Annotated in this window: 22 protein-coding genes and 1 pseudogene; 11 read left to right on the top strand and 12 right to left on the bottom strand. The window is 65.3% G+C overall.

The genetic code is table 11. The features are described from left to right. Positions 1 to 120: 120 nt before the first annotated feature. From QTI24_RS25565 to trxC, 5 genes are all read left to right on the top strand, one after another. Entirely contained in the window at positions 121 to 1,341 is a 1,221-nt protein-coding gene (locus QTI24_RS25565; RefSeq protein WP_286604202.1) for a CaiB/BaiF CoA transferase family protein, read from the top strand. Continuing rightward, positions 1,338 to 2,327 carry a hydroxymethylglutaryl-CoA lyase gene (locus tag QTI24_RS25560; protein WP_286604201.1) on the top strand — a complete coding sequence of 330 codons (990 nt, stop codon included), beginning with the start codon at positions 1,338 to 1,340 and terminating at the stop codon, positions 2,325 to 2,327. The genes QTI24_RS25565 and QTI24_RS25560 overlap by 4 nt, the downstream gene beginning before the upstream one ends. Positions 2,328 to 2,354: 27 nt before the next feature. Next, on the top strand, positions 2,355 to 3,365 hold the full coding sequence (locus QTI24_RS25555; protein ID WP_503011310.1) for a Bug family tripartite tricarboxylate transporter substrate binding protein: 1,011 nt from the start codon (positions 2,355 to 2,357) through the stop codon (positions 3,363 to 3,365). Between the two features lie 86 nt (positions 3,366 to 3,451). After that, entirely contained in the window at positions 3,452 to 4,288 is an 837-nt protein-coding gene (locus QTI24_RS25550; protein ID WP_286604200.1) for an alpha/beta hydrolase, read from the top strand. Positions 4,289 to 4,362: 74 nt separating this feature from the next. After that, positions 4,363 to 4,806 carry a thioredoxin TrxC gene (gene trxC, locus QTI24_RS25545; protein WP_286604199.1) on the top strand — a complete coding sequence of 148 codons (444 nt, stop codon included), beginning with the start codon at positions 4,363 to 4,365 and terminating at the stop codon, positions 4,804 to 4,806. A gap of 21 nt (positions 4,807 to 4,827) precedes the next feature. Here trxC and QTI24_RS25540 read toward each other — a convergent pair whose 3' ends face one another. Together QTI24_RS25540 and QTI24_RS25535 are read right to left on the bottom strand one after the other, a co-directional pair. Next, complete coding sequence (locus tag QTI24_RS25540) at positions 4,828 to 5,355, bottom strand: GNAT family N-acetyltransferase (RefSeq protein ID WP_286604198.1); 528 nt, start codon at positions 5,353 to 5,355, stop codon at positions 4,828 to 4,830. Between the two features lie 114 nt (positions 5,356 to 5,469). After that, the gene (locus tag QTI24_RS25535; RefSeq protein WP_353506114.1) at positions 5,470 to 5,919 is read right to left on the bottom strand and encodes a cysteine hydrolase family protein; all 450 of its coding nucleotides are present in this window, start codon (positions 5,917 to 5,919) and stop codon (positions 5,470 to 5,472) included. Positions 5,920 to 6,030: 111 nt separating this feature from the next. Here QTI24_RS25535 and QTI24_RS25530 point away from each other — a divergent pair, with 111 nt between their 5' ends. Further along, a complete protein-coding gene (locus QTI24_RS25530; protein ID WP_286604197.1) occupies positions 6,031 to 6,462 on the top strand; it encodes a hypothetical protein in 432 nt (143 codons plus the stop codon). An 8-nt stretch (positions 6,463 to 6,470) separates the two neighbouring features. On the opposite strand, the gene QTI24_RS25525 is transcribed toward QTI24_RS25530, so the two are convergent. Further along, on the bottom strand, positions 6,471 to 7,439 hold the full coding sequence (locus QTI24_RS25525) for an AraC family transcriptional regulator (protein ID WP_286604196.1): 969 nt from the start codon (positions 7,437 to 7,439) through the stop codon (positions 6,471 to 6,473). Between the two features lie 10 nt (positions 7,440 to 7,449). Beyond that, a complete protein-coding gene (locus QTI24_RS25520; RefSeq protein ID WP_286604195.1) occupies positions 7,450 to 7,983 on the bottom strand; it encodes an OsmC family protein in 534 nt (177 codons plus the stop codon). A 207-nt stretch (positions 7,984 to 8,190) separates the two neighbouring features. On the opposite strand from QTI24_RS25520, the gene QTI24_RS25515 reads away from it, so the two are divergent. Then, entirely contained in the window at positions 8,191 to 9,003 is an 813-nt protein-coding gene (locus QTI24_RS25515; protein ID WP_286604194.1) for a class I SAM-dependent methyltransferase, read from the top strand. A gap of 24 nt (positions 9,004 to 9,027) precedes the next feature. Here QTI24_RS25515 and QTI24_RS25510 read toward each other — a convergent pair whose 3' ends face one another. Next, entirely contained in the window at positions 9,028 to 10,098 is a 1,071-nt protein-coding gene (locus QTI24_RS25510; RefSeq protein WP_286604193.1) for an AraC family transcriptional regulator, read from the bottom strand. A 152-nt stretch (positions 10,099 to 10,250) separates the two neighbouring features. On the opposite strand from QTI24_RS25510, the gene QTI24_RS25505 reads away from it, so the two are divergent. Further along, a complete protein-coding gene (locus tag QTI24_RS25505) occupies positions 10,251 to 11,753 on the top strand; it encodes a coniferyl aldehyde dehydrogenase (protein ID WP_286604192.1) in 1,503 nt (500 codons plus the stop codon). Further along, entirely contained in the window at positions 11,750 to 13,363 is a 1,614-nt protein-coding gene (locus QTI24_RS25500) for a GMC family oxidoreductase (RefSeq protein WP_286604191.1), read from the top strand. The genes QTI24_RS25505 and QTI24_RS25500 overlap by 4 nt, the downstream gene beginning before the upstream one ends. 26 nt (positions 13,364 to 13,389) lie before the next feature. On the opposite strand, the gene QTI24_RS25495 is transcribed toward QTI24_RS25500, so the two are convergent. Next, positions 13,390 to 14,994: a mechanosensitive ion channel family protein gene (locus QTI24_RS25495; protein ID WP_286604190.1), complete on the bottom strand. Its 1,605-nt coding sequence runs from the start codon at positions 14,992 to 14,994 to the stop codon at positions 13,390 to 13,392. 218 nt (positions 14,995 to 15,212) lie between these two features. Beyond that, positions 15,213 to 15,710, bottom strand: coding sequence for a flavodoxin family protein (locus tag QTI24_RS25490; RefSeq protein ID WP_286604188.1), 498 nt, complete (start codon positions 15,708 to 15,710; stop codon positions 15,213 to 15,215). A 677-nt stretch (positions 15,711 to 16,387) separates the two neighbouring features. Here QTI24_RS25490 and aqpZ point away from each other — a divergent pair. Further along, positions 16,388 to 17,134, top strand: coding sequence for an aquaporin Z (gene aqpZ, locus QTI24_RS25485; RefSeq protein WP_286604187.1), 747 nt, complete (start codon positions 16,388 to 16,390; stop codon positions 17,132 to 17,134). 56 nt (positions 17,135 to 17,190) lie between these two features. Here the strand turns inward: aqpZ and QTI24_RS25480 are convergent, their stop codons facing one another. Continuing rightward, positions 17,191 to 17,454: a hypothetical protein gene (locus tag QTI24_RS25480; RefSeq protein ID WP_286604184.1), complete on the bottom strand. Its 264-nt coding sequence runs from the start codon at positions 17,452 to 17,454 to the stop codon at positions 17,191 to 17,193. Positions 17,455 to 17,941: 487 nt separating this feature from the next. Between QTI24_RS25480 and QTI24_RS25475 the strand changes: the two genes are divergently transcribed. Further along, on the top strand, positions 17,942 to 18,364 hold the full coding sequence (locus QTI24_RS25475) for a cyclophilin-like fold protein (RefSeq protein ID WP_286604183.1): 423 nt from the start codon (positions 17,942 to 17,944) through the stop codon (positions 18,362 to 18,364). Here the strand turns inward: QTI24_RS25475 and QTI24_RS25470 are convergent. The 4 genes and pseudogenes from QTI24_RS25470 to QTI24_RS25455 all read right to left on the bottom strand — a co-directional run. Further along, positions 18,357 to 18,986, bottom strand: coding sequence for a response regulator transcription factor (locus tag QTI24_RS25470; protein WP_286604182.1), 630 nt, complete (start codon positions 18,984 to 18,986; stop codon positions 18,357 to 18,359). The genes QTI24_RS25475 and QTI24_RS25470 overlap by 8 nt on opposite strands. Positions 18,987 to 19,251: 265 nt before the next feature. Next, positions 19,252 to 21,579, bottom strand: coding sequence for a galactose oxidase-like domain-containing protein (locus QTI24_RS25465; RefSeq protein ID WP_286604181.1), 2,328 nt, complete (start codon positions 21,577 to 21,579; stop codon positions 19,252 to 19,254). Positions 21,580 to 22,390: 811 nt separating this feature from the next. Next, positions 22,391 to 23,224 carry an OmpA family protein gene (locus QTI24_RS25460; RefSeq protein WP_286604179.1) on the bottom strand — a complete coding sequence of 278 codons (834 nt, stop codon included), beginning with the start codon at positions 23,222 to 23,224 and terminating at the stop codon, positions 22,391 to 22,393. Positions 23,225 to 23,312: 88 nt separating this feature from the next. Beyond that, positions 23,313 to 24,750: pseudogene (locus QTI24_RS25455) on the bottom strand (YadA-like family protein); the annotation flags it as partial.

The raw sequence follows: 24,750 nt of genomic DNA, 5'->3' as shown, positions 1-24,750 counted from the left end.
GGACATTCCTTCGGGGAAACCCGTGCCAGCTTTCGCGATCCACGAAAGCTGGCTCAGTGCCTTTGTCGTTCCCCTGGCGAGGCTGCGATTCCAGAATTCATGCACCCCTTGGAGACAAGCATGAACGATGAAACCGCATCCAGCCCCCTGACGCCCGCCGCCCTGAAGGGCTTGCGCGTCATCGAGATGGGCCAACTGATCGCCGGCCCCTTCGCCGGCAAGACGCTCGGCGAATTCGGCGCCGACGTGATCAAGATCGAGGCGCCGGGCACGGGCGATCCGCTGCGCAACTGGCGCCTCATCAAGGAAGGCACATCGGTGTGGTGGCAGGTGCAGTCGCGCAACAAGCGCTCGATCGCGCTGGACCTGCGCAGCGCCGAAGGACAGGAGATCGCCCGCAAGCTGATCGCCGAGGCCGATGTGCTGATCGAGAACTTCCGCCCGGGCACGCTGGAAGGCTGGGGCATGGGCTACGACGTGCTCTCCAAGCAGAACCCCGGCCTGGTGATGCTGCGCATCTCGGGCTACGGCCAGACCGGCCCCTACCGCGACCTGCCGGGCTTCGGCGCCATCGGCGAGGCGATGGGCGGCCTGCGCCACTTGACCGGCGAACCGGGCCGCGTGCCGGTGCGCTGCGGCATCTCGATCGGCGACACGCTGGCCGCGCTGCACGGCACCATCGGCATCCTCACCGCGCTGTATCACCGCAAGGTCAACGGCGGCCAGGGTCAGGTGATCGACGTGGCGCTGCACGAGGCGGTGTTCAACGTCATGGAGAGCCTGCTGCCCGAGTACAGCGCTTTCGGTGCTGTGCGCGAGGCGGCCGGCAGTGCGCTGCCGGGCATCGCGCCCTCCAACGCCTACCGGTGCAGCGACGGCTACGTGCTCATCGCGGGCAACGGCGACAGCATCTTCAAGCGACTGATGCAGGTGATCGGCCGCGACGACCTGGGCGCCGACACCGAACTCGCCAACAACGCCGGCCGGGTGGCCCGCGTCGCAGAACTCGACGAGGCGATCGAGGCGTGGACGCAGACACGCCCGGTCGCCGCGGTGCTCGCCGTGCTTGGCGAGGCCCGGGTGCCGGCCGGCAAGGTCTACACCGCCAAGGACATCGACGAAGACCCGCACTACCGGGCGCGCGACATGATCCTCCAGCAAACCACGCGTGACGGCCACGTGGTCGACGTGCCTGGCGTGGTGCCCAAGCTGCTCGGCACGCCGGGCACGGTGCGCTCTTCGGCGCCGCGCCTGGGCGACGACACCGACGCGGTGCTCGATGAAATCGGCTTTTCAACTCAAGACATCGCCGCCCTGCGCGGCAGGAAGGTGGTCGCATGAATCGCAATGACACGCTCTGGAACGGCGCCGGGCGGCGCATTCACATGCAGGAGGTCGGCACGCGCGACGGCCTGCAGGTCGAAGAGGCCTTTGTTCCGACCGAGGACAAGATCGCACTGGTCAATACCCTGTCGCGTGCCGGCATGGCGAAGATCGAGGTGACTGCCTTCGTGTCGCCCAAGGCCATCCCGGCCTTGCGCGATGCCGAGATCGTGCTGCGCGAAATCGAGCGCCGGCCCGACGTGGTCTATAGCGCGCTGGTGCCCAACGTGCGCGGCGCCGAGCGCGCCATCGACGCGAACGCCGATGAGCTCAACCTCGTGATGTCGGCCAGCGAAACCCACAACCTCGCCAACCTGCGCATGACGCGCCAGCAGTCCTTCGCAGCGCTGTCGGAAGTCAACGCGCTGGCTCGGCAGGTCAAGGTGCCGGTCAACGTTTCGCTCTCGTGCTCGTTCGGTTGCCCGATGGAGGGAGATGTGCCCGTGGCCACCGTGCTCGACTGGTGCGCACGCTTCATCGAAGGCCTGGGCGCGCGCGGCGTCACACTCTGCGACACGACGGGGATGGCCTATCCGGGGCAGGTCGCCGCGCTCACGGCGGCCTTCCGCGATCGCTGGCCGGGCACGGAGCTCACGCTGCACTTCCACAACACGCGTGGCATGGGCCTGGCGAACGTCCTGGCGGCCATCGATGCCGGTGCCGACCGCTTCGACGCATCGCTCGGCGGCATCGGCGGCTGCCCTTACGCCCCCGGCGCGACCGGCAACGTCTGCAGCGAGGAGATCGTTCATGCGCTCGAATTGATGGGCTATCGCACCGGCGTCGATCTCGCGTTGCTGGTCGAAGCTTCACGGCGCCTGCCGCCGCTGATCGGCCACGACATTCCGAGCCAGATCGTCAAGGCAGGACGCCGGCTCGACCTGCACCCGGTGCCTGCCGACTTCGCCGCCATCCGTGAACGTGCGATGGCGCGCGCCATCTGAGATTTCCAACAACCGAGAGAGACAACCATGACATTTCACCAATCCCCATCCGCAACGCCATTCACACGCCGCACACTGGCCGTCTTGATCGCGGCGTCCGGCATGGTCGGCGCCGGGCTGGCCATCGCCCAGGACGGGCCGTATCCAAGCCGCCCGATCACGATGATCGTCCCCACCGCGCCCGGCGGCACGACGGACATCTCGGCGCGCATGCTTGCCGATCCGCTGGGCAAGGCGCTTGGCCAGTCGGTGATCGTCGACAACAAGGGCGGCGGCAACGGTGCGATTGCCGCGATCGCGGTGAAGCGTGCCGACCCGGGCGGCTACACGCTCCTGATGCAGTACTCGGGCTACCACGTGATCACGCCGCACGTGAGCCAGCAGAAGCCGCAATGGTCAGCGGAAGACTTTCGTCCCGTCGCCAACGTGCTGAGCGCGCCGCAAGTCATCGTGGTGCGCGAGGGCGTGCCCGTGAAGAACCTCGCCGAGTTGATCGCCTACGCCAAGGCCAACCCGGGCAAGTTGACCTATGCGTCGTCGGGCAATGGCTCGCTCCAGCATGTGACGGGTGCCATGCTCGAACAGCAGGCCGGCATCCAACTCACGCACGTGCCGTACAAGGGCACGGGTCCGGCGCTGCAAGACCTGCTCGGCGGCCAGGTCGACATGACCTTCGGCACGCCGCCGCCCTTCATGCAGCACATCCAGGCAGGCAAGCTCCGTGCGTTGGCGGTCACCGGCAAGACGCGTCTCACTTCGCTGTCCAACGTGCCGACCGCCGCCGAGGCCGGCATGCCCAAGCTCGACGCCACCTCATGGTTCGCCGTGTTCGCGCCGGCCAAGACGCCGCAGGCCGTGGTCGATCGCCTGAGCAGCGAGATCGCCAAGATCACGGCGACGCCGGCGTTCCAGCAGAAGGCGGCTGAACAGGGCGCCTCGGCCGACTACATGGACCCGAAGAAGCTCGGCGACTACAGCAAGGCCGAATTGGCGCGCTGGGGGGATGTGGTCAAGGCGGCGCGAATCCAGGCGGAATGAGCGCGGCCTGAGGGAGCGCAGGCGCGATGGGAAGGAAACGGCGAAACTCTTCACCGTGTTTCTTTCCAGTTCCCAGGAGCCGAGCCTTGTCATCCAAAGCCGCCCGCATCGCACTGTCGGCCTCAGCAGCCGCGCTTGGCAGCATCGCAACCTACTGGGCTCTGCTTGCCCTACGCCAGGGACACATCCTCTTCGACGCCCGCAAGCGGCACCCCGTCGTTCACCTGTCCGACGACTTTTCCACCTACTCCCACACCGTGCCGGGCGGGATGGTCCGCGGGTATGTCTATCACCCGCACGGCGAGGAGGCGCTACGGGACCTGTTCATCTATTTCGCGGGCCGGGGCGAGGACGTCCGCGCCACGGCCCAGGCGCTGCACTGGCTTCCGGAAGGCTTCGGATTCGCCGCGATCAACTACAGAGGTGTCGCCGACTCCCAAGGTCACCCTTCCGAGATCGCCTCCGTCAAGGACGCCAGCCAGTTTGCCAATCACCTGCGCCAGGCCTTGCCCAACGCGCGCCTGCACGTCGTCGGTCGTAGCCTGGGAACTGGCGTGGCCATCCAGCTCGTCGCGCGGCAGGAGTTCTCGAGCCTCCAGCTGGTCACGCCGTACGACTCGATGCTGGAAGTGGCGAAGAGGCGCTTTCCGCTGGTTCCGCTCTCCCTCCTGCTGCGGCACCAATTCAATTCCCTCGCTCATAGCCGGGAAGTCGCCGCGAAGACCCAGGTCCTGTTGGCCGAGTCGGACGACGTCGTGCTGCCGGAGCGATCGGAGAAGCTCATTGCAGCGTGGCCCACGCCCATCGCCGTGCAGACGATCCCTGGCTCCGACCACCACAGCATCATGGGTCTCGAGCCGACCTGGCTTCATCTCGTCGACTTCGCGTTGACATCGGTCCTGCCTGAGCCGAAGGCCGCATGACCGCCCGATCACCTTGAATTTTCCGCATGCGCCCGTAGATTCCGTCCTTGGCGAGCAACACCGACGGAGTACCCATGACCGAGACCGAATCGCTGCACATCGTGTGCCCGCACTGCCATACCACCAACCGCGTGCGCAAGGCGCAGCTCAGTAGCGCGCCGGATTGCGGCAACTGTCATCAGCCTCTGTTCACCGGTCGTTCGACCGCGCTGGACGAAGCCTCCTTCGATCGTCACGTCACACGCAACGAGCTTCCGGTGCTGGTCGATTTCTGGGCGCCCTGGTGCGGACCGTGCCGTCAGATGGCGCCGGGCTTCGAGCAGGCGGCGGCGCAACTGGAGCCCCATGTGCGGCTCGCGAAGGTCGACACCGAGGCGGTCCCGGCCCTCGGCGCGCGCTTCAATATCCGGAGCATCCCGACACTGGCGCTTTTCAAGGGCGGTCGGGAAGTGGCGCGTCAGGCCGGCGCGATGGGCGCCGCGGACATCGTCCGATGGGTCCAGGCGCACTCGCGATAGATCGACGGCCCGGGCGTTCGACTACGGGGTGGGCAGCGCGTCAGGATCGGCGCGCGAGTCGATCTTGAGCTGAAGAAAAGCCAGATCGAGCCAGGCGCCGAACTTGGTGCCGACCTCCTTCAGAAGACCGACCTCTTCGAAGCCGAGCTTCTTGTGCATCTCGATGGAGCCGGCATTCTTCGCGTCGATGCCCGCGACCAGCACATGCTTGCCGATGCGGCGGGCGCGATCGATCAGGGCGACCATCAGCGTCTTGCCGATGCCCGCCCCGCGGACGTCCTGGCGGACATACACGGAATGCTCCACCGTGTGGCGGTAGCCATCGAAAGCGCGCCAGTCTCCGAATGACGCATAGCCGGCGACGGCGCCACGGTCGTCGATCGCCACGAGCACCGGGTAGCCCGCCCGCTGCCGGTCCGCCAGCCAGGCCGCGCGGTTGGCCGCGTCGACAGTCTTTTCGTTCCAGATCGCGGTGGTGTGGAGCACCGCGTCGTTGTAGATGGCGACGATGCCATCGATGTCGCCCGCTTCCGCGTCACGTACCTGCATGGTCGCCTCCGGATGAGTGTTGCCAGACCCCGAATCGCAGATCATCGGTCGGGATTGCGCGCACCCTCGGGCCGAAGCTGCTGATGTTCGTGAGCGTCTCGTTGTGATGCCGGATCACCTGGATGGGAGACAGGTGCCGGTTGCCTTCGGTGGTGTGCGCGTCCTCGCGAGGACGACCGGGAAGCCCAGCGCCAGCGCCCTGCGCGTGGTGGTGTCCACACAGAATTCCGTGTGCATCCCGCAAATGACGAGATCCGTGATCGCGTGGTGGTTGAGCAAGCGCTCCAGCTCCGTGCGATGAAACGAGTCCGGCGTCGTCTTGCGGATGCGCAGGTCCGTCGGCTCGACATGGAGACCACGGGCAAGCTGCCACGCGTCCGTTTCGAACTCGAGGTAGCCCGACTTCGACTCGTGCTGGATGAACACCACCAGCGCACCTGCCGCACGCGCCTTGTCGGACACGCGATTAATCCGGCCGATGACCTGCTGTGACTCGAAGGCGTCATGCTCGCCTTCGCACAGGCCCTGTTGGACATCGATCACGAGCAATGCTGTCTTCTTCATGGCCCGGATTCTGACCGAGATGCTCCAGCGCGATTCGTTGGCTGAACCCAAGACCATCTGCCATGATGACGCGCTCAGGCGATGAACATCGTCGCACGGAAGGATCGATGAATGCACATCACCGCGCACCGCAGCCGTAGACCCACCCCGACCGCGAAATGGATGGCCGGCGTGTTCCTGGCGGCTCTGACGGCGATCCTTCACGCGCAACCCGTGCACTGGCGCGGCGAGTTCGTCTACTTCGCCGATTCCGCGCACTTCACCGATTGCGCCAGCGGCAAGCGGTGGCCCGTGGCGATGACAGGCGACTACCTCGCACTCGAACGGGCCTACCTGCACTGGCACAGCGCACCGACCGCACCCCTGCTCGTGAACTTCGATGGCCGGCTCGAAGTCCGGGAGCCGATGGAAGGTCCGGCCCGGGAGCACATGATCGTCGACCGGTTCGCGTCCGTGGAGCCCGGAAACACCTGCGCGATGGTTTCCACCGGCAAATTGAAGACGACGGCCGCCGAGGGCAAGCGCTTGATCCTCCTGCGCTAGCCTCCGCCTCAGGCCTGCACGCGCATCGACTGGCTCCTGCGCCACGCGGCCGGCGGCGCCCCGTACTCACGGCGGAAGGCCCGGCTGAAAGCCGTGTCGGTCTGGTAGCCGACGTCTTCTGCGATGCTCGCCAGCGGCGCGTTGCTGCGGCTCAGGAGATTGGCGGCCAGCAGCATGCGCCATTGCGTCAGGTACTGCATCGGCGAGCTGCCAACCAGCTGCTGGAACCGTTCGGCAAGCACCGACCGCGAGCTGCTCGCCGTGCGCGCGAGTTCGTCCAGCGTCCAGGCGTGCGCGGGATCCTTGTGCATCGCTTTCAAGGCGGCGCCGACGACGCGATCGCCCACGCCTGCGAGCCAGCCGGTTCGGCCTTCGCTCTGCTCGTTCATGTAGAGGCGCAGGACTTCGATGAAGAGCACTTCGGCCAGCTTGGACAGCACGCCAGCGCCGCCCGGCCGGGGTGAGCGCGCTTCGGCCAACGCGTAGCGAACCGAGGCTTCGAGCCAGGCACCCGCATTAGATCCGCGCACGTTGACCCTGACGAGTGAAGGAAGCCCAGTCAGCAGCATCCCCGCCAGCCGGGCATCGCAAGCCAGGTAACCGCACACCAGCCGCGTGGCGGGGCCGCCGCCACCGTAGTCCAACTGGCGCGGGCGGCGAGCGAGCACCCGGTCCAGCCGTCCGCCCGTCGCGGGCGGAAGGCCCGGCTGCGAAGTCATGCGATGCGCGTCGCCCTGCGGAAAGACGATGGCATCGCCCGCCACGAGGCGCACAGGCGGCTCGTTGGCCATCTCGACGTAGCACTCTCCCTCGGTGATCAGGTGAAAGATCACCACCCTTTCGGCGCCGGGTTCCAGCACGGGTGCGACCGTATCGGCACGCGGGGACTGGTAGCACCATGGCGCGGTGAACCGGGCGTTGATGAAGATGGCGCCCACCAGGCGCACGACGCGCAGGGTTTCCGACAAGGCATCCATGGCACGGCCCTCAGTCGGCGTCGACGTCGATGTGCAGGGCCACCGGCAGGGCATCCTGCACGGCGCAGGCCATCGGCGAGCTGCGGTAGCTTTCCTCGACCAGCGCTCGCAGCCGGTCGGCCGAAACGCCGCGGGCCGAGATCCGTACGTGCATCTGCATGTCGCAGGGTCCGGCGTACACCGGCGCGTCATCGGGGCCGGCCATGCCGAGCAGGCCGCGCAGGTCCGAGCGGCTGCTGGCGCGAACCTCGAGCGACGTGAGCTCGATCTCTTGGGCTGCGGCGGCCATCGCGATGCACGTGGCCGTGCAGGACGCCCAGCCCGCGCGCAGCATCCAGCCCGGCGAGACGCGGTCGCCGCTGCCGCCGAGTTCCGCGGGCATGTCGGTCTCGACCTGCGTGCCGTTCGCATGGCTGGAGACGACCCGCAGGCCGTCACTCCAGCGCGCCGTGGCCGGCGCGTCGTCGTGAAGGCCGGTTTCGGGACGCCGCTGCAGCACCGATTCCACGCGCTGCCATGCCGCCGCGATGTCTGCTGCTGCCATGGGTTGCTCTCCATACCGGGTGGATGCCTGCCATTCTGGGCTCGTCGGGCCTCCGCGCCAACGTGCGATACGACCTATGCCGGTTGGCTGGGCAGACGCTCGCGCAGCACCCGCGGACGATGGGACAGGCAAAGCCGACGCACAGTCAGGACACCGAGCCGTCTTGCGCGCGACAGTGCAACCTCATTCCACAAGGAGCCTTGAGAGATGAACGCACCCATTGATTTCAGCGCCGTGAAGACCCGCCAGATGGCGGCCTGGGCCAGCGGAGACTACGCCGTGATCGGCACCACGCTGCAACTCGTCGGCGAGCAGTTGGCGGAAGCCTGCGACATCCGCTGGGATGAGCGCGTGCTCGATGTCGCCGCCGGGAACGGCAATGCCACACTGGCAGCGGCACGCCGGGGCGCCCGCGTGACCTCGACGGACTACGTCGGCAGCCTGCTCGAACGCGGCGCCGAGCGCGCGAAGGCGGAACACCTGCTGGTGACATTCCTGGAAGCCGATGCGGAAGCCCTGCCCTTCGAGAAGGCGAGCTTCGACATCGTGCTGTCGACATTCGGCGTGATGTTTTCGCCGGATCAGGCCAAGGCCGCCGCCGAAATGGCGCGGGTGTGCCGCTCCGGCGGCCGGATCGGCCTGGCGAACTGGACGCCCGAGGGCTTTGTCGGTCAGATGTTCAAGACCCTGGGGCGCCACCTGCCGCCGCCGGCGGGGGTTCAGCCGCCTTCGCTGTGGGGCGTGGAATCGCACCTGCGTTCACTCTTCGGCGACGATGCGTCCGCCATCGCGGTGACACCGCGCCAGTTCAACTTCCGCTACCGCTCGGCGGCGCATTTCATCGAAGTGTTCCGCGACTGGTACGGGCCGGTCCACAAGGCCTTCGCGGCGCTGCCCGCCGACGGCGCAGCTGCGCTGGAGAAGGATCTGACCGACCTGCTGAACCGCATGAACCGCGCTGGCGCCGAATCGCTGGTGGTGCCCAGCGACTATCTCGAAGTGGTGGTCACGCGGCGCTGAGCCAGCCGGTGCGAGTCGGAATCGTCAACGTCCGCGATCGCGGAAGTAGGCCGGCGTCTGGCCGGTCCACTTCTTGAACGCCTTGCGGAAATTCGACACGTCGGAAAACCCGCTGCGCTCGGCGATCTCGTCAACCGACAGGTCCGTTCGTTCGAGGAATTCGATGGCAAGCCGCTCGCGGATGCCATCGATGATGGCCTGGTAGCTGGTGCCGGCGTCGACGAGGCGGCGGTGCAGCGTGCGCGTCGACAGATGCAGTTGCCCGGCCATCTGCTCTGCGCGCGGCAGGTCGTCCATCCGGTTGAGGCAAGCCTCCTTGATGGTCTTGACCAGCGCATGCTCCTGGCCGATGTCTTCCAGCATGCGGGCGCAGAAACTCGCGCACACGTCGGCCGTGATGGGATTGGCATTGGGCAGCGGCAGGTTCAGCAGCTCAGCGTCGAACTCCCATTGCATGACGCCCGCGTCGAACTCCACGGGGCAGAGCAACACCTCTTCGTAAAGCCGTGCGTATGACGGCGCCGGATAGGGCAGCAAGAGCCGTCGACTCTCGTAGGGGCGCTCGAGAACGCGGCAGAACAAGGCGTGGATCGAACTGAACCAGAACTCCGATGCGAGGGGCAGCAGCGGGCCCAGCGCCATGACGTCGTGCCCTTCGAAGATGGCCACCTCGCCCTCGACCCGAAAGCTCTTTTCGAGCACGGGGCCGACCAGCCGCACGTGCTGGATTCCGAAGGTGACGGCATCGGCCAGCGTCGCGCTGGTCAGGACCGCATAGCCGAAGACGCCGAAATCCGAGATGCGCTGGCGCCGCCCGGCGATCAGGCCGATCGCCGGTTCCGGGCTCAGGCGCATCACGTTGTCGAACAGCGCGATCTTCTGCCGATGGGAGATGCGCGCCTCCGGATCGGCGATGGCGCCCGAGGCGATGCCAGTTCCCTCGAAGATTGCGTCCACACCGACGCCGAGGGCCGCCAGCGCATCGACCAGCGCCGCCAGCCCCAGCATGCTGTGCGTCGGCGCATCCAGGTCGCTTCCGTAGCGACTCACGATGCGCGGCGCAGCCGGTTTGCTGGCGAGAGCTTCTTTGGACACGGTGATGAGGAACCGTCAGTGACGGATGTTTTGGCAGATTTTCACCCCAATGTGTCGAACTTGAACCTAGGCGTTGCTCAGGGGAAGCCCTAAATTCGAAGGCTAGGCGCGGCACTCCCCTCGGCGTTCCGCGAAAAACAAGGAGACACGTTTTGAACGACACCACAGACATGCGGCATGCAGCCGCGGCCGCCGCGAACGAACGCGTGCTGCGCATCTTTGCCGCGCAGCAAGCGGCTTTCAGCGAGCAGCCCTACCCCAGCGTCGATGAGCGGCAAGCGCGCCTCAAGGCGTTGAAGCGCCAGGTCCAGCGCCACCAGGACGTGCTGGCCGAGGCCATGAGCAGCGACTTCGGATACCGCTCGGAAGCCGAGTCGAAGATGCTCGACATGCTGGGTTCGATGCTGGAACTCAACCACGCCATCTCGCACGTGCGTCGCTGGATGAAGCGAAGCCGCCGCTCGACCGAACTGCTGTTCCTCAGCAACCGCGTCGAGGTGCGCTACCAACCCAAGGGCGTGGTCGGCGTCATCGTGCCGTGGAACTTCCCGATCTACCTGGCCCTGGGGCCACTCACGGCGGCGATCACCGCAGGCAACCGCGTGATGATCAAGATGCCCGAGGTCACGCCGGCGACGAACGCGGCGCTCAAGACCCTGCTGGCGGAAGTCTTCCCCGAGGACCTGGTGGCCGTCGTGGGCGAAGAACTCACCGACCCCAACGTCTTCACCTCGCTGCCCTTCAATCACATCGTGTTCACCGGTTCGCCGGCCGTGGGGCGCATCGTGATGCGCACCGCTGCGGACAACCTGACGCCGGTCACGCTCGAACTCGGTGGCAAGTCCCCGGCGGTGGTCACGCGCAACTACCCCGTCGGCGATGCGGCCACGCGGATCACGCACGGCAAGTCGGCCAACTGCGGGCAGATCTGCGTGTCGCCCGACTACGCGCTGGTGCCGCGCGAGCGCGTCGACGATTTCATCGCGGGCGTGCGGCGCACCTTTGATCGCTTCTACGGCAACCGCACGGACGGCAATGCGAACTACACCGCCGTCGTCAACGACCGGCAATTCCAGCGCGTGAAGTCGCTGCTGGACGACGCACGCGCCAAGGGCGCCAGGGTCGAGCCCTGCGCCCCCCTGCCGGCCGGCAAAGGACGTCAGATGCCCCTGCACATCGTGACGGGCATGACGCCCGACATGCGCGTGATGCAGGAGGAACTCTTCGGCCCCATCCTGCCCATCGTGCCGTACGACACCATGGACGAAGCCATTGCCTTCATCAACGAGCGCCCTCGCCCGCTGGCCCTGTACTGTTTCAGCCACGATGGCGGCGAGCGCGACCACTTGCTGCGCCGCACGCACTCGGGCGGCGTCGCAGTCAACGACTGGGGCTGGCAGGTGGTGAACCACGATGCGCCCTTCGGCGGCATCGGCAACTCGGGCATGGGCACCTATCACGGCGAGGAAGGCTTCCGTGAACTCTCGCATGCGAAGACTGTGTTCCAGCGCCAGCGCTTCTTCCCCATCGACCTCTTCTACCCGCCCTACGGAACGTTCGTCCAGCGACTTGCACTGAAGTTCTTCCTCCGCCATGGCGACCCCCAGCTTGCGGCACCACACGCCACCCCATCCAACTCCAAAGAGACAGCATGAGCATCGAGGAATTCGACTACGTCGTCGTGGGTGGCGGCTCGGCCGGCTGCGTCGTGGCGTCACGCCTGAGCGAGGACCCCCGGGTGACGGTCTGCCTGCTGGAAGCCGGCAGCGCGGACAGCAGCGTCTTCATCCACGCACCGGCCGGCGTCGTGGCCATGCTGCCGATTCCGTACAAGAACTGGGCGTTCAAGACCGTGCCGCAGAAAGGGCTCAACGGCCGCCGGGGCTACCAGCCGCGCGGCAAGGTGCTGGGCGGATCGAGTTCGACCAACGCGATGCTGTACGTCCGTGGAAACCGCTGGGACTACGACCACTGGGCCTCGCTCGGCAATCGGGGCTGGTCGTATGAAGACGTCCTGCCCTACTTCAAGCGCGCAGAGGCCAACGAGACCCACGGAAACTGCAGCTACCACGGCAGCAGCGGTCCGCTCAACGTCGCGGAGCTTCGCAGCCCCAGCGCGCTGAACAAGGCCTTTCTGGGAGCAGCGGCGATGAAGGGCGTGCCCAACGTGGCCGACTACAACGGCGCCGAGCAGTTCGGCTCCTTCATGTACCAGGTGACGCAGAAAAACGGCGAGCGCTGCAGCGCTGCCAAGGGTTACATCACGCCCCATCTCGCGCGCCCGAACCTGTGCGTGAAAACCAATGCGCTGAGCTCGCGCATCGATTTCGAAGGACGCCGCGCGTGCGGCGTCACCTACACGGCTGCCGGGGCCGAGAAGCAGGTTCGCGCGCGTCGCGAAGTGATCCTCTCCTCCGGCGCCTTCGGCTCGCCCCAGCTCCTGATGCTGTCGGGCATCGGCCCCGGCGCGGCGCTTCAGCGGATGGGCATTCCGGTGATCGGCGACCTGCAAGGCGTCGGCGAGAACCTGCAGGATCACATCGACCACGTGCAGAGCTATCGCGCGCGCAGCGATTCACCGACCGTCGGGCTGTCCCTGCGCGGCGGCCTGAAGGTGGCGCGCGCCATCCCGGAGTGGAAGAAGCATCGAACGGGCCTCGTCACGACCAATTACGCCGAATCGGGTGCGTTCGTGCGCTCGTCACCGAGCGTGAGCGTGCCGGACCTGCAAATGGTCTTCGTGGTGGCGTTGGTCGACGACCACAGCCGCAAGGTGCATCTCGGCCACGGCTACTCCTGCCACATCGAGGTGCTGCGCCCCCACAGCCGCGGCAACGTGAGACTGGCCAGCCGCGATCCGCGCGCGGCGCCGCTCATCGACCCGAAGTTCCTCGACGACCAGCGCGACCTCGACCTGCTGGTGAAGGGCGTGCAGCTTCAGATGGACATTCTGGAGGCGAGCCCCTTCGATCCCTACCGGGGCAAGATGCTCTACCCGGTCGATCGCAACGACTCCGCAGCCATTGCCGAGGACATCCGCAATCGCGCCGACACGCAATACCACCCTGTCGGCACCTGCAAGATGGGCGTGGCCAGCGATCCGGCCGCGGTGGTCGATGAGCGGCTTCGCGTGCACGGCGTCGAGGGTCTGCGCGTGGTCGACGCATCCATCATGCCGACCTTGTGCGGCGGCAACACCAACGCGCCGACCATCATGATCGGCGAGAAGGCGGCGGACATGATTCGCGCCGACATGCGGGCCTGATCGCACCCCCCGAGACCTTCGGGCCATCAGTCGGCGGGGGGCGTGTACCACCGGTCTTTCGGCACCAGGACCGGCTCGTCGGGCTGCGTCACGAAGTTGGGCGACATGATCTGCACGCCGTATTCATTGAAGACGTCCTGGATGTTGGCGTGCAGGGCCGAGAGCACGTCGAACTTGAACGCCCCGACGCGCATGAAGACGTTGAGCTCGTACTCCACGTAGAAGTCGAGCAGCCGTATCTGCCGCACGGTCGGCTCGGGCGTTTCGAGCAGGTCCGGCGTGCGCTTCGCGGCCATCTCGAGCATGGCGTGGACCTGGCGCCATGGCGCGTCGTAGCCGATCGTCACCGAACTGGACAGCGACACGCCGGGCGCCTTCCGCGTGTCGCTCTGGTTGACGATGCGCGTGGCGATGACCACCGAATTGGGCAGGGTGATTTCCTGGTCCAGACGAGTCCGGAGCTTGGTCGAGAGCGCGCCCAGGTCCACGACGTAGCCCTCCGCATCGCCGATCTGCACCCAGTCGCCCGCGCGCAGGGCACGCGAGTAAATCAGCACGAAGCCCGCCATGATCTGGGAAACCAGGCCCGAGGAACCCAAGGTCACCAGCACGCCGAAGAAGACACTGATGCCCTTGAACGCGTCCGAATGAGACCCGGGAACGAACGGGTACGCGACCACCAACGCGAAGACCCATACGAACACCGCGCTCACCCGGCGCGTAGCGCCGATGGTGTCGGCCTGCAGTGCAGCCGACGTGACACCCCGCACCCTCGCCGCCTCGAACATCGCATGCAGGCCTCGCACGCTCCAGTGAGCGAGCAGGAAGATGAGGCCGACCGTCGCGAGATCGGGAAGCGCATGCAGCACGTTGACCAGCATCCGGCCCACCAGCCGGACCATGGAACTGCCCAGCGTCTCGCCCCAGGGCTGGGTGTAGGGGAAGCGGGCCAGCGCAAAGGCAAGCCAGATGTAGACCGCCACCAGCGCGAACGCGACCTTGATCCAGTGGATCACGTGGACGAGCATCGACACGAGAATCCGCCGCCAGTCGAGCAAGGGGCGATGCGCTACACGCTCGCGGAACTCCAGCGTCCGCGCGGCGACCGCGTGCGCAAGGCGCTGTAGCGCGACGATCACCAGCACGAGGATGAAGGTCGCGAGGGCCGTCCACGCGACGGAGACGCCGAACTGCCGTGCGCTCCCCTGCTCCCAACGTGCCAGGAGCGCCTCGTGCAGCCGCCGAGCCGCGTTCGCCGTGACCTGTTGGAGGGGCGGGTCGCCGGGCTCCAGGTCACCGGGGAACAAAGAGAACAGGGCTTCGCCTTCGAGCATCACTGCATAGCCCTGCGCGCCTTCGTGGGTGAAACTCGAGACGTCCACCGGTGACCTGAGCCGGGCTGCCGGCAGATCGCCGATTCGTTCCGCCGCGCGGGCCGCCCGCTGCTGCGGCGTCAACCCGAACGCCGGCGCGCGGAACACGAACACGGGGCGATTCGCCACGGCCAGCGGTGCGCCGGGCGCATGGTCTTCCTGGGAATGCGCGGCATCGCCGATCAGCATCAGCACGACTGCAACGGTCCACAGAACGAGGAACCGCCCCAGGCTTTCGGCCAGTCGAGGAACGCTCACGTGTGTTGCTTTCGTGAAACGCCCGATGATGCACATCCGCCACGGCCGCGCAAGTGCACTTTGGTGATGGTGAAGCCCCTCCTGAAGAGGACGCGGCTTCCGGCCGGATCCGCAGCCGCTAGTTGATGACGACCGAGAGTGTCGTGCCAAGGCGGCATGCGAACCGTCTAGCCGCAGCGGCCGGCCACGAGCATCCTTCGCTCGCCCGTCAGGAGGCGTCAGTACACGCCAAGCGCCAGCCCCGCCGCCAGCGCAGCGCCCAGCTCCCGGCACTGCGCGAGGTCTTCGGCTCCAATCTTCTTGGGCTGGGCGATGGCCTCGGGCGTCTGCGCATGGGTACACACGATCAATGCCGGCGCGATGCTGCGCAGTCGCCAGCCGGTGGCGATGCGGTCGATCTGCCGCACGGCGTTCTGGCCGTCACTGCCGGCGCAGACCAGCGTGGCGTAGGGCCGGCCGTTCACGCGGTCGAGTGCAGCGTAGTAGCAGCGGTCGAAGAAGTCCTTCATCAGTCCGGACATCGCGGCGAGGTTTTCGGGCGTGGCGAACATGTAGCCGTCGGCACCCAACACATCGTCGGGCTGTGTCTCCGGCGCGCGCAGCAGACGCACGCGCACGCCGGGTTCGTCGCGCGCGCCTTCGACGGCGGCCTGTGCCATCTGCTCAGTGCCGCCGGTCATCGTGTGATAGACCACGAGCAGCGTCTTGGGAGTCATGCCGCCCAGCATAGCGGCCTTGCCGGGTCTGCGGCGAGTTCAGGCTCCGCAGGAGCCCGGCCGCAGTTCGACTCAGCGCTCGAGTGAGTGACAGCGCCCAACTGAAATATCTCCACGAGATTCGGACTCGTCTGATGGTCCATCGACTCTTGCGATGGCCCAATATGGATCGTCAATAGGAGCAGAGACTGCTCACTATCCGTGATCGCCGTTCAGCTCCCCCGTAAGGCAATCGCCGCTACGGCCTGCAGGACTTAACTTTTCCGCCAATGGCCCAAGGAAACCTGAACGGGTTCCGGCCGCATCAACCATTTATCGGTTTTACTTCCATGTCTCCTCCCTTATTGAGGTGGGTGGGCGCTCAGACGCCATTTTTTCTCGTTCTTCTCGATTGCATCTGCGCCGTGTTCACCAGCAGCTCGGTCTCCAGGATCCTGCATCGTGAGCTGCGCCGGCGCCGACGGCGCGAGGCCGCCTTGGACCACTATGTCCGCGCGATGGAGGATTTTCCGGAACTCGCCGCAAGGTGATGACTCGGCCCCTCTCATCAGTCGCAACTCAAAACTCGCCGATGCCAAGCAAGCATCGTTGCCACGTTTGCTCACTGGGTAAGACCAAGGCCGGCCCTCAGCCGCAGTCGACGAGCCTACTCGTCACACATGAATATTCAAGAAACCATGGAACACAGTACTTTCAAGAAGCTATCGGCTGAATTCATCGGCACGTTCTGGCTCGTTTTCGGCGGTTGCGGCAGTGCCGTGCTGGCAGCCGCCTTCCCTGGCCTGGGCATCGGATTCGTCGGCGTCTCGCTGGCCTTTGGCCTCACGGTGCTCACCGGCGCCTACGCGCTCGGCCCGATCTCGGGCGGCCACTTCAATCCTGCGGTGTCGATCGGTCTCGTGGTGGGCGGGCGCTTCCGTGCCGCCGAACTGCCTGCCTATGTCATCGCCCAGGTGCTCGGCGCCATCGCTGCCGCCTTCCTGCTCTACGTGATCGCCACCGGCAAGGCTGGCGCCGAAATCGGCGGATTCGCGACCAACGGATACGGCCAGCACTCGCCCGGCGGCTACAGCCTGATGACTGCGTTGCTGATCGAGGTCGTGCTGACAGCGGTCTTCCTGATCGTCATTCTGGGAGCCACCTCCAGCGGCAGCGCCGCCGGCTTCGGCGGCCTCGCGATCGGCCTCTGCTTGACGTTGATCCACCTGATCTCAATTCCCGTGACCAACACTTCGGTCAACCCGGCGCGCAGCACCGGACCAGCGCTCTTCGGTCCCTCCATCGCGATGGACCAGCTGTGGCTGTTCTGGGTGGCGCCAATTGCGGGCGCAATCATTGGCGCGCTGATCTACAAGCTGCTGCTGGCGCCGCCACCTGCCGCCGAGGCAAGCGTCGCCTCGCCGGCGTTCGACTCGGCACGCTGAACACCAGAGCCGACGTGCCCGGATGACGCTGACGCCGGACGTGTCGCCTCACGGATTTACCTGACTGCAACATCTTCCTCTTCGTCTCGAAAATGTTCAGTCAGACTTCCAAGGAATTCAGCCGTGCTCGCGTCGACTTCGAATTCGTAAATGTCGCCGGCAAGCGGCGTGAACTCAAACCGGCAATGACTGTCCATGAGGCATTCAGCGATGAACTGAGCCGATGCGAAACTCTTGATTTCGATCGAAGCGAAGGAAAGGTGGACCTTGATCTCTGCTGAGGCATTGATCTTTCGGGACTCATCTGCGTACTGGTTCATAGGCCCAATCTCAATTGACGAAAACGGCTTGAGAACGAACCCATCGGTGTCAGTCGATGACCTTGCTGAGTTCACCCTCGCGCAACCCTGATTCCGGGCGCCTTCAACAGCACGTCGGACCTGTTGGCCCGCCTGCTTTGTGGGACGAGTCTCCCAAGGGCGGAGGCGGCGCGTCTATAAGAGAAATCCGCAGCTGAAGGTCGATTTGTCCCAACCTGCCTACTGAGCCGCCAGACATCAGCGTGCTTCGACGGCGCGGAAGATTCAATCAATTTCCCAGAAGGATCCGATGGAGCACAGTAACGGCCGCGACGATACTGCGATTCTTGGCGGCTTTGGAATCCGAAGCCTTCTGCTGCTGGCGCCTGCATTGAGCCTTTCTGGCCAGCGCCTGCAGATCTAACCTCCTCGTTTTCGAGGTGATTTTTCTTCGGCGAGCGACTCTGGACACGAGTCCCGTCGCCGAGCTCCACCTGAGATGTCGGTCATGAAGATCCATCTGAAACTCAATGGCAAGGTGATCTCGGCCACCTTGGCGGCCAACAAGGCGGCGCAGGAATTCGCTGCCATTCTGCCGCTGACGATAACGATGCACGATCTTTTCAAGAGAGAGAAGTTCGGCCCCCTCCCCCGAGCCATCTCGGGCAGGGGCACGCGCACGCACGCCTACGAGGTTGGCGACATCATCTGCTGGACTCCCGGCCCCGACGTGGCGATCTTCTATCGTCAAGACGGGCAGACGATCCGCGGGGCGATGCACGTGATTGGAAAGCTCGATTTCGGATCAGAGGAATTCGATGTGCCCGGCCCGCTGGAGGTGACCATCGAAGCGACGGCAACTACTGCGTGGGTTGATGCCCTGAGTCCCACTAACCTCGGCACGCATGCGGCGGGAGGCCGGATCAGCTGACGAGACCCTGAGTCCGCGCAAAATCCACCAACTCCACCAGGGTGGAGATGCCGAGCTTCTCGAAGATCCGCACCTTGTAAGTGCTCACCGTCTTGTTGCTGATCAGCAGCTTGTCGGCGATTTCCTTGTTGCTCATGCCTCGCGCCAGGTCCTGCAGCACTGCCAGTTCCCGGTCCGACAGGCTCTTGATCATTGCATCGGCACCCATGCTCGTCGGACCGGTCAACGAGACCAGCGCCGAACTGGGAAACACGCTGTAGCCCGCGATCACGGACTGCGCCGCCTCCACCAACTTGTGCATGTCCGCGGACTTGCTCAGGAAGCCGTTGGCGCCGGACTGCATGGCACGCGTCGCAAAAATCGCCTCCTGCTGACCCGACAACACCAGCAACTTGGTGCCCAGACCACTGGCCTTGAGCCGATCGACCAATTCCAGGCCGCTCATTTGAGGAAGATCCAGATCGAGAATCACGAGGGCGGGCACGTGCTCGCGAATCATTTCCAAGGCGGCAGGACCGCTGTCTGCCTCGCCGACCACCTCGAAGCGTCCGCTGGACTCCAGTGCCGCACGCACCGCCAGTCGAATGGCGGGGTGATCGTCGACGATGACGACTGAATGCATGGATTCCCTCCTGGCAAAAGCACCGGACTGAAAGATCGGCCTTGCGCGCCGATGAGCGCTTGGGACCGATCAGTCTTGATTCATTCTAGGGTGCTTTCCGGTGCCATCGAAAGGTCGATCACTAGAGGCGATTCCCAACAGGCGTTCGGGCTGCCGGAACATCGTGGTCTCAGGCTTCGCTCTCGATCTCAAGGTGGTCCGACTTCCTGCATCGGCATTGCCCCAAGGAGGCCGAGGACATCTCTGTCGCCGCCCAATTTCTACTTCAATTGCCTCGGCAAGTCAGGCCGAATGCATTCACGTACGAACCTGAGCGGCCAAAGATGCCATAGCCGGGACGGCCCGACGCGCAAACGACGTTGGCATTGGCTCCGCCGCCGTTACCGCCCGCGGATGCCAGCGTCGTCACGTTGCCGGCCACTTGGCCAGCACTGGACAGCGGTTGGCACAGCGGTGCGACCCTGTCCATATAGAGCCCGCTTCGACTTGCAAACCCGCTGACGGCTTCTCCCGTGGGGCAGAGCTGCGTCATGGCGTCTCCACCGGTGCCGCCAACGGCTCCGCGAGCGACGACATCAGAGATCCACTTTCCTTCCGCGTCGGCCTTGACGCAAAGCGGGCTCACCCGATTGATGTAGCTTCCCGAGCGGCCGCTGATGCCGACCAGGACTTCATCGCTCTGGCAGGAGAGGTCGAAGGCGGCGCCGCCGCTTCCTCCCTGGGCGATCGTGTTCGACGTCTTGAAGAATGGATAGGCGTTCGCTTTGTCGTCGCTGCGGCACAGCAGGCCGACCGCGTCGATATAGCGGCCGGAGTTGCCATAGAGCGCTCGGGCCACGCCGTTGAAGCTGCACATGCGCGGCGCGCGAGCGCCTCCGCCGGTTCCGCCGACCGCAGCCAACTGGGTCGGTGCGCCGGAAGTGCGCTGAATGCTCGCGAGCGGACCGCAAGACAGCTGCAGGTTGTCGACATAGCTACCCGAACGCCCGGACATGCCGACGACGCCATAGTTGCGAGGACATGTCCTGGCGTAGTCGGTTCCGCCCGTGCCGCCGGTGGTACTTCCATTCGATGGCTCACCGATCCAGCGACCGGCGGCGTCGACGCGCACGCATTGAGCGCCAATCCGATCGACCGCGGATCCGGCGCCGCCGTAGACGCCGACAAGCGCCTCGTCAGTGCCGCATTCGAGCTTGAATGTGCCACCGCCACCGCCGCCGATGGTGCCGGTCCAGTCCACGCCGATGGCCTCGGGTTTCCCTTCGGCGATCTGGACGATCTTGGCGATGGAAGGTACGCGGTTGGCGTCGAGCACGAACAGCATGTAGTAGCCGGGCGGCAGGGTGGCGCCATTGGCCGGCAACTGCGCCGTGATGGTGTTGCCGGTCTGCTGATGCGCCAGCACCATGCGCCGCTGATCGAAGTTCAACGAGTGCGTCACCGAACCGGTCCGGATCAGGACCACCTGGGAAATCGTGCTTGGGCTCGAGACGCCGATCGACATCGTTTCGCCCGGCGTGCCGTTCTCGGGCGCGGCGGTGATCTGCGGCCGTGGCGCCGGCTGTCCGCTGCTGGTGAACAGGTAGGGCGGCATGTAGCGCTCGGCATTGGTGTTGATCAGCGGGCCAGGTGCGCCGCCTCCGGCGACCAGGACCGATGCATCAGGCAGAAGCAGGGCGGTGGAATGGTAGAGGCGCGCGTGCGTTCCGCTGGCACCCTGCGTCCACTGGCCCGTGGAGGGATTCCAGAGTTCGGCGGTGTTGTTGACGCCGACGAGCTGGTTGTCGGTGGCGCTGCCGCCCGTCATCAAGACCTGCCCATTCGGAAGAACCGTGGAAGTCCCCCAGAAGCGGTTGGTCGAGGTCCGGGCAGTCTCGGCGAACTGAGGAGCAGCCTGGTTGATCGAGATCTTCGCCACGCGATTGGTATTTCCGCCGACCTGGAGAATCTGGCCCGGCGCGTACATGACGGCGCTGGAGCCCGTGCCCATGTAGTCCGACGAGAAGTTCGTGAGGCGCTGCATGTACCCGCCGTCGCGCGGATCGATCAAATAGATGCGGCCGCTGACGTCAAAGCCGAAGATGCGGTTGTCCGGTGCGACGAAATTGCGTGGGTACCAGTAGCTGAACTGATTGGTTTCCGCGGAGTTCAGGAGGGTGAAGGTGCCCTCCTTCTCGCGAACCTCGGGCCGGTCCGTGCCGCCGCTGCCGCCCATGATGAACGTGCGCGAGTCGGCCATGATCGTCACCGAGCCATACCAGCGGGCGCGGTTCATGTTGGGGCCCTGGCGCAGCGAGTTCGTGCGGCCGGACAGGATGACCGAGTTGTTGTTGCCCGTATTGGTCGTCCTGCCGTTGACGAAGTTGTCGCCGCCGGCAAGAAAGAGTTCACCTATGCCCGGCAGCAGGGTCTGGGCATTGCAGAAGAGGTCGGTGCTCGTGGTGTTGGGGAGCGTCATGTGCCCGCTGTCGAGGCTTGCCGCATCCGAGTCCCAGATGTCATAGATGAACCTGCCGGTCTGCTGACCATCGGCGTTGGTGCCGTAGGTTGCGACACGGCCGTCAGGCAGCAGCGCTGCGTGTATGGCAATCAAAGGCCATTTCTGTGGGGCCGACCAAGCTCCGATCGTGTTTGCTTCCGGGCTGAAAATGGGGGCGTCGACCATCGATGATCGCCCCTGTATTTGGCGAGCACTCGGCGCCACTGCCGGTTCAACTGGCGCGGCCGACAAGGTTTGAGAAACCCAGGCTGAGACTTTGTCGTAAAGCTCAGACGCCGCAGTCGACTCCGGTGGCGCCACGTTGGTTGTCACGCCGTCCGATACGTCAGTTGTCGTCTCAGCCGCTTTTGAATCGCTCTCGGCGGTGGAGGGACTGGAACCGGCTCCAGGAGTGGAGGCGGGAATGGCACTAGGAGCATCACCGCCACCGCAGGCGGACAGAAGCGAAGCGAGCAAAGTGGCTGAGGCGATGGCGCAAACGTGGCGCGGAAATCTTGGCATGAGTCGTTGTATTTGCGGAAATAGCGAGGGACCGGCAGCGCGTACAGACCCGAAACGACCTCGAGCGCGAGATGCACCCGGCGTCCGGGGGGCGAACAACCCTAGGTGAAGAAGTGCTGGATTCGGAAAGAGAGCGCAGTGCTGCCGTCAAAGGCATCAAGCCCTGGAGAAGCTCGAAAGTTTGACGCGCGGTGCACTACGCGTCTGTCGGGACCGTCAGACAACCCAATGTGAAAGTTCTCAAAACGTGACCGTGAGCGACCTCTATTCGACGACCGCTATGAAGTGAAGGTCGGTCTCAACGCCGACCTGCGCCAGGCGACAAAGCCGAATGAAAAACGCCGTGCGATGAAATCCCCATCGCACGGCGTTTCGCCTTGAAGGATCGCGCAAGGCGCGTTGCTTACTCTCCGATCACATCGACCTCGACACGGCGGTTGGGCTGCAGGCAACTCACCAACGCGGGCGACTGGCGAGCACCCGCGCAGTCGACGAGCGGCTGGCTCTGGCCAGCCCCCACGGCGCGGATCACGCCGCCCTCGATGCCGCCTTGCACCAACAGTTGGCGAATCGTCTCGGCGCGTTGCTGAGACAAGGCCTCGTTGCGAGCCGGCGAGCCCAGGCGGTCGGCGTGGCCCGTGACCACGATCGACTTGATCGACTTCACTTCGCGCTGAATGTCCGTCGCGAGCGCCTGGACCTTGCGTCGGCCTTCGGGCTGCAAGTCCGCCAGCGAGCCGCCGCCGAAGCGGAACAGGCCGTCGGCTCCCAGTGCAATCCGCCTTGCGGGTTGCGGCGCCGCAGCCGGCGCCGGGGCCGGAGCCACCGCGACGACCGGCTTGGGCGGCGCCGGCGGCACCAGGTAGGCCGCGCAGGCCGGGTCCTTCCAGTGGGAGCTCTTGACGTTGTAGTTGTCGTCGAAGAGCACCTTGTACTGGCAAGAGACGAACTCATTGCCCTTGCCCGTGCGGAAGTTGAAGAGATAGTCCCACTCCTTGACGGCAAACATGCCTTCCGAGAAATGAGGCCGCCCCAACAGGTTGTACAGCTGGTCCTTGCTGACACCCGGCGCGACCTGGCGCAGGTTGTCGACGTTGACGAACGTGCCGCCCTCCAGCCACGCGCTGGTCACCGCGGGGAAGGTGACGCTGTCGTTTGCCGGCTCCGCGCCGTAGGCGTGCCCCGCGAGGAGCACCACGGCGGTCGCAACGGCCATCAGTTTCGATTGCAGTTTCATGACGAATCCTTAGTTTCTTTTCGATTTACCAGTGGAAGCCGACGCCGCCTGCCACACCGACCTTGCCGCGGGTGTTGGCCGTGCCGCTGAGCTTCACGATCCAGCGGCCGTTGTCAGACAGCTTGGAGACCCCGACCGCGAGTGCGGCCTCGCCCTGGTAGGCAGCAACGCCGGCCGCCGCCATGCTCTTGCCCGGAATGGTCGCTTGCGGCATGCCCGCCATCGCCATCGCACCCGCGGTTCCCGCATTGGCATCCTTGTTGACGGTCTCGACGCGCTCGCTCAGACCCTGCATCTGCTTGTTGATGCCAGCCACAGCGTTGTCCAACTGACCCACGGTCGCAGCGTCGTTCGGTGCGGTGCCATCGGCCACGTTGTGGATCTGCGTGCCGTCATCACCCTTCAGCGTGATGTCGCTGCCGTCCCCCGGCTTCTGGGTGCCATCGGGATTCGTCTTTGTGTCGTACTGGATCGAGTTATCGATCTTCTTGTTCAGACCATCCGCCACGCTGTACAGCTGGCTGCCGTTCACCGCATCGGTGCTGTCGGCCGTGATCCGGCCTGCAGCCACGTTGGTGATCTGGCGCTCGGCGCCCTCCGAACCCACGCTCACCACACCCGTCGGCTTGCTGCCGGCGAAGCCGCCGTAGTTCATGTTGCCGACCTGGGCGTTGTTCACCGGAGTGGCGGCCTTGTTGGCCACCGAACCGGCGCCCAGCGCCACCGAGTTGGCCACCGAGGCGCTCGAGCCGGCGCCCATGGCCATGCTCTTGTCTCCGCTGGCCACTGCCTCCACGCCGACGGCCACCGCGTCCTGACCCGTCGCGGACGAGTCGTTGCCAGTCGAGTTGGCGTGGAAGTACTTGATGCCACCACCGTTGCTGATGTTGTTGATCTGGTCGCCCAGGTTCTTCACATCTCCCTCGACGTTCGTCACGCGGTTGTCGAGCGCATTGAGCTGCGACATGTTCACAGCATCTGAGTCGTTCACACCGTTTGCGACGTTCGTGATGGTGGTCGGAGAACCGCCCTTGTTCAGCGTGACCGAGGTGTGCGTGCTGTTGTCGTACATCACGGCGTCCTGGGTGCTCTCTTTCACGGTGTCCTTGAGCTGGCCCACGTTCACCGCATCGGTCGGGTCCGTGCCCGTTCCCACGTTTGTGATCTTGCTGCCGCCAGCATTGATGCCGTTGATCGTAATGCTGGGGCCATTGAAGATCGTCAGGCCGTTCTGGTTCAGCACCGTGTTGCCCATCGTCACGCTGTTGACGTTGATGTCCTTGGCCAGGTCGAAGGTGACGTCGTCGCTGTCAGCCTTCTTGCTTACCACGACGTTGCCGTCGGTGTTCTTCAGATCGACCGTCTCGCCCGGGGCCACGTTGGTGCTGTTGGCGCCCTGCGCGCTGATGTTCCAGCCCTTGTTGGCAATCGTGCTGACCTCGGTGACCGACTGGTCGACGTACTGCTTGTTGACGATGTGGGTGTCTTGCGTGATCGGACCGTCGTAGTGCGCCTCGTTGTTGACC

Origin of the sequence: Variovorax sp. J22P240, assembly GCF_030316855.1 — a bacterium.
Taxonomy (GTDB): Bacteria; Pseudomonadota; Gammaproteobacteria; order Burkholderiales; family Burkholderiaceae_C; genus Variovorax.
The sequence above is the reverse complement of the archived record's forward strand: the minus strand, read 5'-3'. Positions and strand labels throughout refer to the sequence as shown.